The following is a 16,660-nucleotide window of genomic DNA, read 5'->3' as shown; positions in this document are numbered from 1 at the left end:
TTTCAAAAAGGTCACCCTCCTACAACTAATGTATCATACATCAATTGTATTATACATGAATATGATTTTTTCACAAGCTTAACGTAAGCCAATATTACAACATGGACGAGATATTTCTTCTTGTTAAAATGGTATAAGTGGATTGTTTTCTACAAATGGCAGAACATCAATTATGTATCAGGGGTCTTTATGGGGTACCGCTCATCGCAATCAATCTAAGAAAATAAAACTACTCCAAAAACGGAATTTTGTGATAACTCGTAACAAAAAACTCATAATTTTTTGGTGGAGTTCTAAATTCTTAAGTTGATGGGCATGGGGCACCATATCAAAAAAGAAAATTGTAAGTTTAGACACATTTTAGATACAAAATAACCGATTCCTTATACGTTAAGGGACCGGTTATTTATTTTCCTACTTTTTTTAGGGAGGTTTTTCTTGTAATGGTCTTAAATGATTAATTTAAGGTTATAAACTTAAATCATAAATAAAATATACAGTAAAAACTATATAAGAAATGAATGTAACGAAAACAAGAAAACATATAAACTGAGCATTAGATACATATTGTTCTATTCTTTTTTTCATTTTAATTAGTATTATTTTTCAGATGTGAAGTATCAATTTGAATTTCACCTTTCCAAGATCCAATTACTTTTCCAATTCTATTTATATTTACATCTAAAGTAAGGGGCTGTTTAAAATCGTCTTTTCCTCCAGTAACTATAACAAATGTAGCAACACCCTCGGGTTTATCATTATCACGAATGCCTACATCATTTAATTTTTTACCTGCTACCATAAGTTCAAAAGGAAGACGGTCATCTGAATCATGGATAAATGATAGTCTCCCTTCATGTTTAATCTCAGGGTTTTCCTCTTGTTGCCCATTAATTTTACCATCACTTTCGAGCTCTAATCCTGATGTATCAAATTCAAATGGCACTAAACTTCCGTCAGCTTTTTCCATTCTATAATGAACTGATATACGCGAATCTGCGATATATAATTCTTTGAAATGTACAGTAATACCTTGATCTGTAATTTTTTCATCAATAGGAATATATTTACCATTCTTCATCATATCTTGTGTGACACCATTTTCATCTTGTATTCCTTCATTTACAACTTTATCATTTGTAATTGCATCAGAAAAATATGAAGCAACATTTGTAGCCGCTACTTGTACTTGTGGAATCATTGCTGTTGTGAAAAGTGATGCTGCAGCTACTGCTGTATACATGAAACGTTTTGATTTTTTACCCATGTTTGTAAAGAGTCCCTTCTTCTGTTGTTTTTTGTGATTTATATTAGAAACATTGTCTAGTTTGGAACGACTTTCAAATGTTTTCCATGCTTGTTCTATATCAATTTTGATTTCTTGTGGTGAATTTGCAGATTCTTCATCTAGCATTACGCTTTCCCATTGATTTAATTTGCTGATTTCTACTAATAAATCTTGGCATGCTTCACATGTATCTAGGTGCTTTGTGAATCCCTTTCTTATATCATGAGAAAGTTCTCCATCAATATATGTTTGAATAAATCCGATATCATAACATTTCATTTGTTATGCCTCCTCCATTTGTTTATAAATCTTGCGAAATTTCATTTTGGCTCGGACCAATAATGTTCCAATAGAAGATATTTCAATTTGAAGTATTTCTGCAATTTCTTTATATTGAAAACCAGAGAATTTCATTAGTAAAAGGGTTCGTTCTCGATCATTCATTTTATTTAGTATCGTTTGTACCTTTGTAATTTCCTCTTTTCTTATCCAATCATCGTCTAATGATGAAACATTTTGTACTTCATGGTATTGTATTTCTTTATCAATCTTCGCTTGTTGCCTTTTTTCAGATCGCAAATGGTTATAAGCTACATAAGTAGAAGATTTAATCAACCATCCAGGTATGTTTTCAATTACTTTCCAGTCGCTACGATATAATTGTAAAAATACTTCTTGTGCTAACTCTTCAGCGATAGATTGATCTTTAACAATCCATATAATCTGTTTCACAGCATCAGCATAGTACTGCTTAAATAAATCTTCAAAAGGCATATCAGAAGCATGACTTTCTTCATTTTCTATGGTTAACATGTTAGTTTAAACCTCACTTTCAATTTGATGCCTGTACTATAGAGAAACCAGAAAAACGGATTTTGTGACAGTTTTTTTGGTTATTTTTTTATTATGTACTAAAAAAGCATTCATCTGATTAAAAGATAAATGCCAAAAGGGAAATGAAAACATAAAACTATAACTCTTGCAGTAGTTTTCTATTAATGGGGTACCGCCACATCGCTATCAAGCTAAAAAAATTGGTACCCTCAAAGCGAAAATACATATTAAATCCCCATATATAACTATCTTATATTAATTACACAACACATTTTATTATAATATAAATATATCGTGTTTAAGGAGGGTTCAAATTGGTTAAAAACTTACCTTTACTAATAGTGATTTTAATACTAGGTGTAAGTTCTTCCACATTAAGTACGAACGGATACTTATCTCCAGTTATAGAATGGTCTTTAATGATTATAAGTATCATTTTAAACATTATTGCAGTGATAGGTTTATCACTACACGTCCTTGTATATAAACCTATGAAAGGATTTGATAAAAATTTAAAAGAGACCTTCAAATAAAATAATTATATTTGAGGTAACACCACATCCATCAACTTTAGAATATTAACTACGCCTAATTACCAAAAAACGTTATTCTTTCTAAATAAGCTAGATTAGAAAGAATAACGTTTTTTATGAATCACATAATTCAAGATAAATTACAAACATTTGACAAAGAATTATAACGAGATATTACACCTGCATTTTCAAAAAACTTGCAAGAAAACTCGAATTCTACAAGTGTTTTTGAAATATTTGCAACAGAACCCTTTTTTATAAGTCAACTTCATTTCTTCCTATGCTATATACGATTATCATGCCAAAAGTTTAACGAAAAATGCTCATCTTCATGATATGCTTCAAATTCATAACCTTTTGCTTTTAACCCTTCTATTATTGCTGGTATCGCTGCAATAGATTGTGGATGAATATCATGCATTAAAATAATCTCTTTGGATTTTGTTGCACCTGTAATTACACTTTCAGCAATTTTTTCCGCAGCAGCATCCACTGGCATGTTACCATATCTCCAGTCTGAAGTATCTATCGTCCAATCCCAAACTCTTAAACCACTTTCTACAACCTTATTACGAAGTGCTTCATTTAATCCAGGAGAAGAACCATATGGAGGGCGTGTTAGTTTTGGCGATTCACCAATAATATTTGCTATTAACCCCTGGTCTTCTTTCATTTCATTGACATACTCGCCATTTGTATATAACTTCTTGGAATTGTGTGTCATACTATGCATACCTACATAGTGCCCTTCTGCTTTTTCACGTTTTACTAAATCCGGATACTGCTTTACATTTGCACCAATTAAGAAAAAAGTTGCTTTCGTATCATTTTGTTTTAATATATTTAATAATTCAGCTGTATATTTTCCTGGACCATCATCAAATGTAAGATAAGCAATTTTCCTCACTTGACCATTAAATTGATCTGGTACAGCCTTATTCATCTTCACCTTCGATTGTTCACCTGCAAGATGTACTGCATTCACTTGGCTGGCTACTGCTCTAGCCGGTGAAGTAATTGATTGAAACATAAAATACCCAATTGCGATTGCAATAATAGCCACTATTGTGACTATTATTCTTTTTACATCTAATACATTTCCCATTCTATAAAATTCCTTTCTTTAATAGCATTTCTCTATAATACTTCTATTCATATTTAAATATATTCAATTTTTCCGTTCCTACAAGTACATATTAATAAACTATATGAAAATACTATTCCTGTAAATAATGAACATGAAGAACAAAGCGTTGAAAAAATTATCAGTACGGTGGGAAGTCCCCATATTTTTGTTAACCTAGAGGAAGAAAGTAACTGACCAGAAACTTCATGGATGTTTACTCCTACTGCAGCAAGTTATTGGGGAATAAAAGATAAAGAAGAAATCATGATTCCGACAGAACAATATGATGGCATTGTTTGGTTAGAAAAGACGATGCCTTCTGTACTGAAGTAAATACAAAAGCATCCTTACAATATAAGGATGCTTTTACTTATATTTTTATACATTCTTTTTCTATGAATACATTTTTGTATATATGCGTTTTAAATAGTGATTTCTAATAATAAGGAAGTAAATAATTTGAATACAAATAAAGCTTATTAATACAACAATTGAACTTTGAATAACGGACATTTCTTTACTTACTGTTTGTCCTAATTGATGAAACGTTAGAAATGCAAAACTACTATGAACCATAGCCACTATAATCGGTAAGAAAAATAGTAGCATCATTTGTCTTGTCACGATTTGCTTTAACTCACTTTGGCTTAATCCTAATTTTGAAATCATTTGATATTGCTCTTGATCACGTTCTAAATCAGTAAATAGACGGAAATATAAAAAGCTTAGCGTAAATACGAAAAATACAATACCCACCATTACACTTGAGATAGAAAGTAATCCGTTTTGTTGTTTCAATTCAAGCCATCTTAAATACAAAGATGAAAACATATAATAATCATCTTGATTCTTACCAATAATCTTCATAAGTTTAGTAGAAACTGCATTCGTTTCAGACCAATTTCCAACGATAAAACCATATATGGTGTAATCTCGGAGTACGTTTTCTTGTTGAGCATTTTGGACCTTATTATAAACAGCATCAGAGACAATAACAGGCTTTTCTATTAACGATAATTCTGGGATATAAATTGTTTTTTGCACAGAAAGTGGAACCTCTATTTGACCATGTATTATTTCAAGAGTTTTTATATCCCCCGCACTTTTCTCGTTCTTATTTAGTCGTACAGCAATGCTATCATTTTCATTTGTTAATTTCTCTATTTCATACCCTAATTGTTTTGCATATTCATTATACATAGATAGATTAATTAACGCCAATCCGTTTAGTGTCCTTTTAAATTCTATTGCAACAAGTTTATAAGAAAATCCATATTCTTTTAATTGCTTCTTTATCTCTTCAATATGGGCTTTTTCTTGTATATTCCCCTTATCCGATCGATACGTAAATGCATATGGGGTCTCATGTTTTGCTAGTTCTGGATTTCCAATAGCTGTACAAACTCCAATTGCTGTAAAAGAAACAGCAGATATAATTGTAACGATAAAGAATGTTCTCGCATTATCTTTCATTCGATACATCAATTCTGAAATAACAAGAAGATTGGTTCTTTTAAAGAATGTAGTTTCTCTATTTTTTAAAGTATATAACACATATACACACAATTGATTAAAGAAAAAATAGGTTCCAAAAACAATTAATAAGACACCTACCCCTACAAGTAGTAATAATTGATCTAAATCCATGTAATTCACTGCAACAATACTGTGGTGAACACAGGAGTAACCTGCCCCAAATAAAATAAGTACCAACATGGATATCCAGACGGAAACTTTCGGCTCAGCTTTTGGTTTTTCCTCTGATTTTATGAGTTCTACAAGCTCATTTATTTTCATCATTTTCGATGTAAATAATGAAATAAGTAGAAATAGAACAAAAAAGGAGATAGCTGTTATTCCCATAGCCTTTAATGGAAAGTAAAATGCTAACCTATGCCCTACTCCCAATAAGGACCCAGTAACTAGTAAAAACAATTTAGAAATAACCATCCCAAGCCCAATTCCTACCAGTATAGAAGGGATTCCAATCAACATGTTTTCGAAAAAAATTAATTGATGAAGCTGCCGATGAGACATTCCATGTAACATTAATAATCCAAACTCTTTTTTTCTATTTTTTAAAAAGGCACTAACTGAATAGAAAATAAATAAGAATGAAAAGACAAAGATTAAGTAATATGATAGTTGAAATCCTATCTTCCCAAACGTACTCATTATAGTGCTTACATGAGTCAGTTCGCCTTGTAGGTTTGGATGAAAGACAAGTAAACCATAAGTGAAGAAAATCATTACTGCAAATGTGCTACTAAAAAAATGCCCAAGATATATTCGTTTATTCCGTATAACATTATTAAATGCGAGCTGTCGAAATGTCATTTTTATTACCTCCTAACCTAGAAAGACTGTCCACAATATTTTTATAAAATAGTGCGCGATCACCGCTGCAGCAAACTTCATTGTATAACTGTCCATCTTTAATAAATATAATGCGATCACAGTAACTAGCAGCAACTGGATCATGCGTTACTAACATCATTGTTGCCTTTTCTTCTTTATTTAATAGTGTTAATATCTCCATTACATCTTGAGAGGATTTAGAGTCTAAGTTCCCTGTCGGTTCATCGGCAAGAACTAATTTAGGAGAGTGAATGAGTGCACGGGCTATCGCTGTTCGCTGCGCTTGTCCTCCTGATATTTCATATGTTCGTTTATTTAAAATTTCGTTAATACCTAATTTTTCAGAAATAGATTCTACTCGTTTATTTATTCTTTTCACATTCATACCCTCTAATACAAGCGGAAGAACCATATTCTCCTTTACTGTTAATGTATGCAGCAGGTTAAAAGATTGAAAGACGAACCCTAATTCCTGTCTGCGAAATAAAGCCAAATCATTGACTGAAAGCTGATACGGATTTTTACTATTAATGAATACACTACCTGATGTTGGCGAGTCAATAGTAGATATCATATTCAATAACGTTGTTTTTCCACTACCCGACGGTCCCATAACCCCAACAAATTCTCCCTCTGTTATGGTTAAATTAATATTTGAAAGTGCTGTATGTGAAACATTTCCGGTGTATTCTTTTCTAAGTTCTTTTACTTCTACTATTTTCATATGAGAAATTCCCTCCAATTTTATCGACAAGAATGAGATTTGATAACTAATGCCCGCCAACATTTTGACTTATTTAAAATACGAGTAATGTACTACTCATTAATAATTTTTTCAGTTTTTCTTATTTAAGCTGTCATACTTGTTCGAATGTATTAGGCACTAAAATAACTTGTTATCGTACCTCAGGATTTTTAAGCATGTTTCTGTTTTTCATTGTAATAGTAAGGTTGCCGTTCTCATATTGAATTACCTTTCATTTTTCTTACACACTTGCAATGTTTCTGAAAATACAATTTATTAAGCCTGCAAGTATGGTTCTTTTTTGTAAAAAAAGCAAAAAGAGACTTTCATATACAAGTTAATTTTCCGAAATAAATAACTATATCGTTTTTGATTACAATTCATTGTTATTCTTTACTGATTAACCTGTTCTTCCTCATCTAAAAATGGAACAAATGCATTACTTAGAATGTCTATTACGTGTATTCCTAAAAATAGTAGTCCAAATTTAATACCATTTATTTCATTGGAAACATATTTTTGTATTTTACAAAAATATGAAAGGACATATTGTTTTGAAAAGTAAAAGGATGTAAAAAAGGTGGGTATTTGAAGACTACGTTTAGGGATTAGCAGTTTACTATTTTTACGAGTAAATCATTGCAGGTAGAGAAAAAACACCTTAAATAGTTACTTATCACTTCTTAAAACGTTTTAGAAGTGCTGTAAACTGTAAGATTTCAGCTGTAGAAGCACGGCTACCCTATACTCTCTTTAATTACATCGGTATTTAGAATACCTAGACAAAATCCATATATTCTTGAAAGAGGTTGAAAATTAATGTTCATTTTAGACAAGTTTTTTACCATTTCACATTACAAAAAGATTGTACCTGTAGCATTGCTTTCATGTGTAACACTTATAGGCTGTTCCAATAGTAATACGCAATCTGAATTACCTAAACAAACGAAACAAACGGATCAAATCAAACAAAAAAATACAGATAACCATTCTTTTGCAAAACTTGAAAAAGAATATAATGCTAAGCTTGGTATTTATGCACTGGACACAGGTACGAATCAAACCGTTTCTTACCATGCAAATGATCGTTTTGCATTTGCCTCTACATCTAAATCATTAGCAGCGGGAGTTCTTTTACGTCAGAACTCAATAGAAGCTCTTGATGAAAGGATTACGTATAAGCGAGAAGACTTTTCTAATTATAATCCAATTACTGAAAAGCATTTGGATACAGGAATGACGTTAAAAGAACTTGCAGATGCTTCTGTTCGATATAGTGACAGTACGGCACATAATTTAATTCTTAAAAAGTTAGGTGGTCCATCCGCATTTGAAAAAATATTGAGGGAAATTGGTGATACTGTTACTAATTCCGAGAGATTTGAACCTGAATTAAATGAAGTAAATCCAGGAGAAACACATGATACAAGTACACCAGAAGCAATCGCTAAGACGCTTCAATCTTTTACATTAGGAACTGTACTACCATCTGAGAAACGTGAACTATTAGTAGATTGGATGAAGAGAAACACAACTGGGGATAAATTAATTCGTGCAGGCGTACCAAAAGGATGGGAAGTTGCTGATAAAACAGGTGCAGGATCTTATGGGACAAGGAATGATATTGCAATTATTTGGCCACCAAATAAAAAGCCAATTGTTCTTGCAATACTTTCTAATCATGATAAAGAGGATGCTGAATACGATGATAAATTTATTGCAGAAGCAACCAAAATAGTCTTAGATACTTTAAAAGCTACGAATAAATAATAATCGATTATTGGAGAGTGTAATATAAACCGTGTAAATAACCTACTATCCTAGATAGAGGGCTGCTTCACGGTTTTTCCTTTTTTAAAATTACTATAAGGGAGTGGTTACACTTATTGTTAGATAGAAAAGAGATCCAAAATCCGTAAATTTAGTTCAATCAATTTTAAAAGCTTATCAATCGGAAACTGTTGAAGATATGTAAGAGGCTTTGAAAGACGTTGTTGGATCTATGTTTGAGGCAATGGTTCAAGGAGAAATGAATCACCTTCTTGGTTTAGATTTAAACTCAAAAAGTGAAAAGAACAGGAAAATCGTCGTAATGGATATCCACACTTTGGATACCTAAAGTGCCACAAACCTTGCGGTTATTTAGTAGCACTCCGTATCCAACCTCACTTTCATCCCATACCTAAAGGCGATGGGCTTTTTCGTTGGAGAAGGGCTGTAAAAGAACCCAAAAACAAATGGAATGGCAGCCATATTCCCCAATTGGTCAATGGTATTGAATCAACTTATAGTTAACATTAAAATTGCCAAACTTATTAAAAAACACAGTATTTATCTACCGTGATTTAAATCCGTCGTTTGTTCGATAAGATACTTTGATATATCTGTGTTGGTGCCATTTCGCAAGAGGAATTCCACTAAATCTTGTTTTTGAAGAACAGGATTAATAACAGTTACATCTAACTGACTCAGAATCTGAACGATGCCATGATGTGAAACACTCTTGATTGTTTCAAAAACTTGCACAGTTTTTTGACAATTCAAATTTTCTCTATTTTTCTTCCATCGCAGTATTGTGACGCTTTTTATGTATTTTGAGAAGTATTGGCCATTTGATGTTACAAAAACTGTTATTCTTCCATTTCTATAGAAAAAGTTGGGGATGCCCCCAACTTTCTAATACATCTATTGTCTTAATAATCCAGTGGATGTGACCTGATATATTCTTTTCTTACCTATATATTCCTGTTTTCCATTCTCAAGATTCGTTAAAGTCGCTCGAGTTTTTTCCTTTACTGCTTCCCCTTCTATATGAGTAAATTCTATATAATCTCCCACTTTTATAGGTACTGTTTGGGTTTCAGCATTTTGTTGTCTATTTCCCATGATTTCCTTATTATACATAACGCTACCGGATGAGCCTTGGACCTTAATACTTGCATATGTACTATTGAAGTAAGAATGCGGTACACCAGCTTCTAATTTGATTTTCAGCTCTTCTGCTGTTTTATTATAATCTACTTTTGCAATTTCTCGATCACTATATCCTTTTAATGACCATGCAAATTGTTTTCCATCTAGAATTGTTGTCTCTGGCATTTTTTCAACTTTCTTTAATCCCTCTTTACTAACCAGATACCTTGCTGTCTTTCCAATAGTCTCATTTTTGTTATTTTGAAGATTCGTTAATGTTGCGCGTGTCTTTTCCTTTACTGCGTCTCCTTCTATATGAGTTAATTCAATGTAATCCCCCACTTTTACAGACACAGTTTGGCTTTCGGTATTTTGTTGTCTATTCCCCACGATTTCCTTATTGTATAATACGCTACCAGATGCGTTTTGGACCTTAATACTTGCATATGTGCTATTGAAGTAAGAATGCGGTACACCAGCTTCTAATTTGATTTTCAACTCTTCTGCTGTTTTATTATAATCTACTTTTGCAATTTCTCGATCACTATATCCCTTTAGGGACCATGCAAATTGGGTCCCTACTAAAATATCAGAATTTCCATTTGTAATTCCTACTTTTTTCTCTACAGTTCGATCAAATATGTCTGTTAATGTAATTTTAGCAAAAGCCGTTTGAGGCAATTGCATAGTTTGACTTACCTCAGTTTGGTAGGACTTAATATTATCAATTACTTTCAAAGGTTGCCCCATTAACTTTTCATTGTCATAGATTTCAATTTTCCCTTTAAATTGTGGAGTACTTTGTTCTTTCAATTGCCAAGAAACATTTAATTTCTGATCTTCAAAGCGAATATTTTGAAGATCAAAATCTAAAATTCCCATTTCTGGTTGACTAGGCTGATTTACATTGAAATTTTTTCCAGAACCAATAGTTGATTGAGTATTTCCTCCTGCCTTAACCCAGAGATATTCTGAAGTTGCACCTCCATCGTATTGATAGGACGTATCATGTTGCCCAGAGATACGCTGATTATTCCAAGAATTCCATTGTTTATCTGAAACTTTTCTGCTGTATCCATTTTTAAGGCGTGCTTCTCTTACATCTTGCCCATTACCAGCCCAATCCTCTTGAAACATCGATAGACCATAGTTAAATGCAACATTCGCAACTGGATGATCCATAATAGCAACTAACTTCCATTGATTTAATTTATTATCTTTTATCCATTGGCCAAACTTTGTATGGCCATCTTCTTGCCAAGAACGTAGAGTCATTCGGTACCATTCACTATCTTTCCAATTATAAGTTGTTTGTACCTTCAGACCTGTTCCTTCTCCACCAAATCTACTGGCTTCTGAAGTCGGCGATAAATATTCAGCTTTTATTGCTTGGTTTGATGCTATTGGATCCCAAAGCGCAAAATGAAGAGTACGTTTACCGGTTTGATCAAAGCCACTTTGTTGTTGGAAGCCAGCATAACCACCACCCTCTCCCCCCTGATTCCAGTTATGCACAGCCCAATACGTATAAGGTGCTGTTTGGACTGGTGACCAGTCTACGCTAATGATATCTGAAGCAGCAGTATTTTGTGGTGTTACATAAACCGATGGAGCATGAGATCGGATTGCTGCCTCTGTACTAGAAATTGGTGCTCCATACATTGACATCATGGTGCAAGCCGCAGTAATTATAACAATCTTTTTTAGTCTTCTATTTGTTTTTTCTTTAAACATAACTTCCTATCTCCTTTTAAATTATTTTAGTTACATTGAATAATAATGATGTACATACTATTAAACAAATTATGTAAAAAAATAACATTAGCTATAATACCTAGTTATGTTTAATGTTTTTTTCACTACTATTACTAATTAAATTATAGTATTTAGTAAGAATATCGTATGATTTGTGACTAAATGTTGGCTAAAAACATTATAAAAATTCATAAATATATAGTCTTAGATTTTTATGCTGAAAGACTCCTTTAATATTTCATTATTTTTCAATAGATTTATTCCCTTAATTACTCACGCTATTAACTATAAATTTATTTACGGAAATAACATTATGTAAACATACATCGTGATAATTAGATAAAATAGCTTATCAATTTGCACGTGTCTTTTTAATAGATTAAAAGAGCCCACAAGAAACGTAGACTCCTTTAATTACCTAAACATTAAATATTGCAGCCGACCAAAAATTAACATTAAATTCTTCTGTTAGCTTATTTAATATTTAATGAAGTAGATAATGTATTCCAAGGTGCATTTGTAGATGTGTTTTGATATTTGAATTGTCCATTTTGTTGTCCCGAAGCATCCCATTTATATTCCCATCCATCAACTGTTCTATCACCATTAATATCAATCATCTTAGAATCTACTTTTTTTAGTTTTTGACCACTCATTTGAGCAATCGGATTTCTACCATATCCCATTTCATTTGTATAAATGTATAAATAGCTTCCTCCATGATCTTTAACTGTACTAAAATTGTTTGGACCGATAAATTCAACTCCGCCTAATTGAGATTCAACTTTTACTACATTTAATGACGTTAATGGTGGTGCAGGTGCCGCAGATACATCTGTCGCTATGCCAACTGTTGCTCCCACTACTAATGACGAAACCCCTAGGATTATTCTTTTTAGCATTCAATCATCCCCTTTATATTAAATACAAATTGATTCTATCATACTAATTTCATACATTTCGTTCCCTGTGAAAGAGTTAACAAAAAGTACCTATTTACATATGAAATTGTGCATATTCATTGCATTTACCATTAATCCTACTACAGCATAATTGGTTCTCTACCTTGATTGACTATCAATACTTGGACTCGTTTCAAGATGGCTTTTGTAAGAGCTAATAAATGGTGCGTAGTTCGGTTATTTAACAAGTAAAAAATAAAATTGCAAATCCAACTCTATTTAAGCCGGCTTTTTCTCTAGCATTATAAGCAAGATCCCCCACTTGCATCAATTAACTCACCAGTTATCCAACGGCTGTCTGATGAAGAAAGAAAACCTACAATATCAGCTATATCATTAGGCTCTCCCCACCTATTAAAAGTCGATAAACCTGCAGCATATTTTTGGCCATCTTTATTACCTAATGTCTCAGCGTTCATTTCTGTATTAATTATACCCGGGAGAATTGCATTCACTGTAATACCACGAGCACCAAGTTGTTGTGCTAAAGTATGAGTGAGTGTATTAATTGCCCCCTTAGATATACTGTAGGCAAAAACACTTGGGGTGGCTACACGTGTAACAAATGATGAAATATTGATTATGCGTCCTCCATCTTTTAAACGTGGCAAAGCCTTTTGAATAATGAAAAATGGAGCCTTAACATTAATATTCATAACCTCATCAAAAGACTCCTCTGTAGATTCCTCTAACGTTAAAATCTGCCCAATTCCAGCATTGTTTACAAGAATATCAAATGTAGTATTACCTATATGTTTTTGAAGAGATTGATCCATCATTAAATACAAGTTATTAATGCCGTTTAAAGTACTTAAATCTGCACTGATTGCAAATGCGGCACCGCCATCTTGTTTAATTTTATCCACTATACTTTCTGCTTCTTCTTTTCTTTTACTATAGTGAACTACAACTAACGCACCAGCCTGTGCCAAATGTAAGGCAATACTTCGTCCTATTCCCCTACTAGCCCCTGTTACTAATGCAACTTTCCCCTTCAATTTATTCATCTCATCATCCCCTTGTTTAAAATTCTACTTAGTTATATCACAGGATACTCTTTGAAATGTTGCTCTCTAATTTGGTTTCCTTAAAGGACCAAGATTGTATTGATACTAAACAGCTAATTTTCTTTTTATGCTATAGTGCACCCATATCCGTTAAGCTAGGAAAAGTGAATACCACCAACAAAGAAAAGTATTATTTTTAGATTGTAGTACCTGAAAAATATCTAGTTTCTAAACCTTGGTTAAGTAGCCTCGATGAGCAATTATACAAAACCAATAATGAAAAAAGGATCTGATATGAATATCAAATCCTTTTTTACTATGTATAATTATTTCACCGCTTCTCTTAATTCTTTTTCAGCTTTAAATGCCGGTGTTTTAGAATCAGCAATTCACATTTCTGCAACATTATTATATAGGGTTTTAAAGATACCAACAGGTATTTTAACTATTAATAGATTCACTTTATTAGTAAGTATCTTAGGTATTCTCATTCTAACTGATTACCTTATTTTTATGTATCGTAGCCCGAAAACTACAAAAATTGAAAAGTCTCGTTTAATTGCTTACATACCATTATTTATAGCTACTACAATGTTTTGGGCCATTCAAGAACAAGGAGCTATCATTTTAGCTTCATATGCTGATCAGCGTACTCAATTAAAATTGGACGGGATTGAACTTCAATCTTCATGGTTTCAATCATTAAACCCCATTTATATTGTTTTGTTAGCACTTTGCTTGGTTATGGATAAAGCTTAATTCACGTCAACCAAGTACGGCTAATAAATTTGCTATTGGTTTATTATTTGCTGGTTTATCCTTCTTAGTTATGATTATTCCTGCATATATCCATGGTACAGAATCCCTTGTAAGCCCTATGTGGTTAGCGATTAGCTTCCTGTTAGTAGTAATTGGGGAACTTTGTTTATCACCTGTAGGTTTATCAATTACAACCAAATTAGCACCAGCTGCCTTCTCTGCTTACACAATGAGTTTGTGGTTCTTAACTAGTGCAGCTGCACTAGCTATAAATGCTCAACTAGTTCGATTATATAATCCTGAAACAGAAATTATTTATTTCGGTGCAATTGGTGGCCTTTCAATCATTTTAAGTGTAATTTTATATTTTATGGCCCCAAAGATCCAAGTTTTAATGAGAGGCATAAAATAAAAAAACTGTGCTAAAAACTTGTTATAATGCAGGTTTTTATGCACAGTTTTTTTGAATGACTATTTAGATTTTTCTATATGTAACATTCCAAAATATTTATCGTTTAAATTAACCCCCGCATAATGTAAAATTAATTCCACTTTTCAGTGCTCCGTCCTATCGAAATGCATGCTTTTCATGCTTTATATTCTACTAGCAATGTATTTTTGTATTTAATCGTCGATTATAGTTTGTAAAATGCGAACATTTTTTTACCGAGCCGATTTTTACGCCTTCCTTGTAAATAGTGTTGAATATCTAAATGCTTACTTCTTTTTGTGTTTTGATTTTTCTTCAACAGGAATCTGCATATTCATAATTATCTGTCCCTCTGAATAAAACAGATTCAATTCATGTAAATCTGTTTCAATTACATTACATGTTCTAAACTGTAAACCATTTCTCTCTATATAGTCTGTAATATTTGTATATATTTGATGTCGTACTTCATCCATATGTTCTTCTGTACATACGTAATCAACACAAAGATAATTACCTGCAGGTATACTAAGAATATCAACATGCTCTATCTCTGTATCATTCAAAACAGGATAATAAACTGATAGTCCCAGATCATCATTGAATAAATTCTTAATAGGACACATTGTTATAAATTGTTCTTGAAAAAATTCACCTTGCTTAAAAATAGAACGAAATTTATCAAAAAAGGATTTTACACTATTAAAATCTTCTCCTTTGATGTGATAATATTTTCTTTCCTCAAAATAGACACTCTGAATTTCATTGAAGTTTTTACTTCTATTTTGTAGGAGATCGAGGAGCCTAGTAATTTTCTTTTGCATTTCCATATATCGATAAATTTCAGTTTCAATTTCACCTTTTTTGTTCTGTAAGATATTTATATTGTTTATTGTTTTTCTCTTATTTATTACTAAATCAATTTCTTCAATTGAAAAACCTATATCTTTACAAAAGAAGATTTGGCTAATTCTCTGTAGTTCTTCATCTCCATAAAGCCTATACTTATTTTTACCTACCTTTGGCTGAACTAATCCTTTTTCTTCATAGAATCGAAGTGTTTCTTTCGTTGTATTAAAAATCTTAATTACATCACTTTTAGTTAACTTATAGCTATCCATCTAATTATATTGCCTCCTATTAAGGAATAATATTTATACTATAAACTATGTGGTTACTTCATAGTCAATAAATAAAAAGAAATTCTTTTCACACCAAAAATGGTCGTTTAAGGAACCCTCCTAACTCGCAGTAAACTTAAGTTTTTCAACTTAGAAAATCCTTAGCGTACGAAATTCGCGTTATGTTGGTAGGACCCTATGCCCATCAAGCTAAGGTTATATACGTTTAATTTCAGGTGAGATTGTTTCTATTTTTAAATTTACAGTAAGAATTTTCAAATTATTTATATTAAATTTTTAGAAAACAGAAAAAAGGTCTAGTTTAATTGATTTTTATTTAATCTTAGCTTGATAGTGATGGGGTCCTGCCACATCGCTATCAAGCTAGTGAAAAAAACACCTCAAAAACAGTAAAATTGATATTTCTGGGTAAAAATGTACAAAAATCTTATTTGGGGTCGTAAAAAACTTTTTAAGTTGATGGATGTGGGGTTCTACATTTTATGCCGCACTAAAACAATCTTCAATAATCAAAATTAGGTTACATAGTTTTTTCTTTTATCATCTCAACAAATCTCTGTAAAGCAGCAGAAAAAAATACATCCTTTCTCATAATATAATAAGTTGGTACTTTAGAATATTTCTCAGGTGAATCAGTCATGGTTAAAGATTGCTCATGGTCTTTCAAAATTGATTTGACCATGACAGCAATGCCCATTCTAGCCTTCACACAACTATTAATTGCTTCAATTGTACCGAATTCTATCACTCGCTTTGGATAAATGCCTGCTTCTTTTAATCACTTATCTACTCTATTTCGAAAGAAACA

12 protein-coding genes and 4 pseudogenes are annotated in these 16,660 nt (G+C 32.1%); 5 read left to right on the top strand and 11 right to left on the bottom strand.

All coding sequences use genetic code 11. From position 1 onward, the window contains the following. Positions 1-589: 589 nt before the first annotated feature. Together PDL00_RS32255 and PDL00_RS32250 are read right to left on the bottom strand one after the other, a co-directional pair. Positions 590-1,567 (bottom strand): DUF4179 domain-containing protein, encoded by a 978-nt coding sequence (locus tag PDL00_RS32255; RefSeq protein ID WP_270733634.1) that lies wholly within the window; start codon positions 1,565-1,567, stop codon positions 590-592. Between the two features lie 3 nt (positions 1,568-1,570). Beyond that, positions 1,571-2,101 (bottom strand): RNA polymerase sigma factor SigX, encoded by a 531-nt coding sequence (locus PDL00_RS32250; RefSeq protein ID WP_270733632.1) that lies wholly within the window; start codon positions 2,099-2,101, stop codon positions 1,571-1,573. Between the two features lie 335 nt (positions 2,102-2,436). On the opposite strand from PDL00_RS32250, the gene PDL00_RS32245 reads away from it, so the two are divergent. Then, entirely contained in the window at positions 2,437-2,655 is a 219-nt protein-coding gene (locus PDL00_RS32245) for a hypothetical protein (RefSeq protein ID WP_270733630.1), read from the top strand. Between the two features lie 283 nt (positions 2,656-2,938). On the opposite strand, the gene PDL00_RS32240 is transcribed toward PDL00_RS32245, so the two are convergent. Then, on the bottom strand, positions 2,939-3,760 hold the full coding sequence (locus tag PDL00_RS32240; protein WP_270733628.1) for a peptidoglycan-N-acetylglucosamine deacetylase: 822 nt from the start codon (positions 3,758-3,760) through the stop codon (positions 2,939-2,941). A 105-nt stretch (positions 3,761-3,865) separates the two neighbouring features. Here PDL00_RS32240 and PDL00_RS32235 point away from each other — a divergent pair. Beyond that, a pseudogene (locus PDL00_RS32235) lies at positions 3,866-4,114 on the top strand (erythromycin esterase family protein); the annotation flags it as partial. Between the two features lie 60 nt (positions 4,115-4,174). Here the strand turns inward: PDL00_RS32235 and PDL00_RS32230 are convergent. Next, positions 4,175-6,118, bottom strand: a complete 1,944-nt coding sequence (locus tag PDL00_RS32230) for an ABC transporter permease (RefSeq protein ID WP_270733627.1) — start codon at positions 6,116-6,118, stop codon at positions 4,175-4,177. Further along, on the bottom strand, positions 6,093-6,863 hold the full coding sequence (locus PDL00_RS32225; RefSeq protein WP_270733625.1) for an ABC transporter ATP-binding protein: 771 nt from the start codon (positions 6,861-6,863) through the stop codon (positions 6,093-6,095). Before PDL00_RS32225 ends, PDL00_RS32230 begins: the two co-directional genes overlap by 26 nt. Positions 6,864-7,703: 840 nt before the next feature. Here PDL00_RS32225 and blaIII point away from each other — a divergent pair. Then, positions 7,704-8,654 carry a class A beta-lactamase BlaIII gene (gene blaIII, locus PDL00_RS32220; RefSeq protein ID WP_270733623.1) on the top strand — a complete coding sequence of 317 codons (951 nt, stop codon included), beginning with the start codon at positions 7,704-7,706 and terminating at the stop codon, positions 8,652-8,654. A 163-nt stretch (positions 8,655-8,817) separates the two neighbouring features. Then, positions 8,818-8,984 (top strand): annotated as a pseudogene (locus tag PDL00_RS34955) (IS256 family transposase); the annotation flags it as partial. A gap of 231 nt (positions 8,985-9,215) precedes the next feature. Here PDL00_RS34955 and PDL00_RS32215 read toward each other — a convergent pair. The 4 genes from PDL00_RS32215 to PDL00_RS32200 all read right to left on the bottom strand — a co-directional run bounded on the left by PDL00_RS32215 (position 9,216) and on the right by PDL00_RS32200 (position 13,521). After that, complete coding sequence (locus PDL00_RS32215; RefSeq protein ID WP_270733621.1) at positions 9,216-9,428, bottom strand: hypothetical protein; 213 nt, start codon at positions 9,426-9,428, stop codon at positions 9,216-9,218. A 141-nt stretch (positions 9,429-9,569) separates the two neighbouring features. Further along, positions 9,570-11,531, bottom strand: coding sequence for a DUF3472 domain-containing protein (locus PDL00_RS32210; protein ID WP_270733619.1), 1,962 nt, complete (start codon positions 11,529-11,531; stop codon positions 9,570-9,572). A gap of 494 nt (positions 11,532-12,025) precedes the next feature. Continuing rightward, positions 12,026-12,454, bottom strand: a complete 429-nt coding sequence (locus PDL00_RS32205; RefSeq protein ID WP_270733618.1) for a DUF4879 domain-containing protein — start codon at positions 12,452-12,454, stop codon at positions 12,026-12,028. 302 nt (positions 12,455-12,756) lie between these two features. Continuing rightward, on the bottom strand, positions 12,757-13,521 hold the full coding sequence (locus tag PDL00_RS32200) for an SDR family oxidoreductase (protein WP_270733615.1): 765 nt from the start codon (positions 13,519-13,521) through the stop codon (positions 12,757-12,759). A 408-nt stretch (positions 13,522-13,929) separates the two neighbouring features. On the opposite strand from PDL00_RS32200, the pseudogene PDL00_RS32195 reads away from it, so the two are divergent. After that, positions 13,930-14,692, top strand: a pseudogene (locus tag PDL00_RS32195) (peptide MFS transporter); the annotation flags it as partial. A gap of 305 nt (positions 14,693-14,997) precedes the next feature. Here PDL00_RS32195 and PDL00_RS32190 read toward each other — a convergent pair. After that, entirely contained in the window at positions 14,998-15,831 is an 834-nt protein-coding gene (locus tag PDL00_RS32190; protein WP_270733613.1) for a MerR family transcriptional regulator, read from the bottom strand. 541 nt (positions 15,832-16,372) lie between these two features. Further along, positions 16,373-16,618 (bottom strand): annotated as a pseudogene (locus PDL00_RS32185) (LysR substrate-binding domain-containing protein); the annotation flags it as partial. Positions 16,619-16,660: the final 42 nt, after the last annotated feature.

This window comes from Bacillus cereus group sp. TH152-1LC (assembly GCF_027710505.1).
Lineage (GTDB): Bacteria > Bacillota > Bacilli > Bacillales > Bacillaceae_G > Bacillus_A > Bacillus_A mobilis.
Note: the sequence above shows the minus strand (reverse complement) of the source record. Positions and strands in the feature narration are given on the sequence as shown.

Bases quoted from the DNA above. Each gene is read 5' to 3' on its own strand.
- PDL00_RS32255 (WP_270733634.1), bottom strand. From the start codon at position 1,567: ATGAAATGTTATGATATCGGATTTATTCAAACATATATTGATGGAGAA.
- PDL00_RS32250 (WP_270733632.1), bottom strand. From the start codon at position 2,101: ATGTTAACCATAGAAAATGAAGAAAGTCATGCTTCTGATATGCCTTTT.
- PDL00_RS32240 (WP_270733628.1), bottom strand. From the start codon at position 3,760: ATGGGAAATGTATTAGATGTAAAAAGAATAATAGTCACAATAGTGGCT.
- PDL00_RS32230 (WP_270733627.1), bottom strand. From the start codon at position 6,118: ATGACATTTCGACAGCTCGCATTTAATAATGTTATACGGAATAAACGA.
- PDL00_RS32225 (WP_270733625.1), bottom strand. From the start codon at position 6,863: ATGAAAATAGTAGAAGTAAAAGAACTTAGAAAAGAATACACCGGAAAT.
- blaIII (WP_270733623.1), top strand. From the start codon at position 7,704: ATGTTCATTTTAGACAAGTTTTTTACCATTTCACATTACAAAAAGATT.
- PDL00_RS32210 (WP_270733619.1), bottom strand. From the start codon at position 11,531: ATGTTTAAAGAAAAAACAAATAGAAGACTAAAAAAGATTGTTATAATT.
- PDL00_RS32205 (WP_270733618.1), bottom strand. From the start codon at position 12,454: ATGCTAAAAAGAATAATCCTAGGGGTTTCGTCATTAGTAGTGGGAGCA.
- PDL00_RS32200 (WP_270733615.1), bottom strand. From the start codon at position 13,521: ATGAATAAATTGAAGGGGAAAGTTGCATTAGTAACAGGGGCTAGTAGG.
- PDL00_RS32190 (WP_270733613.1), bottom strand. From the start codon at position 15,831: ATGGATAGCTATAAGTTAACTAAAAGTGATGTAATTAAGATTTTTAAT.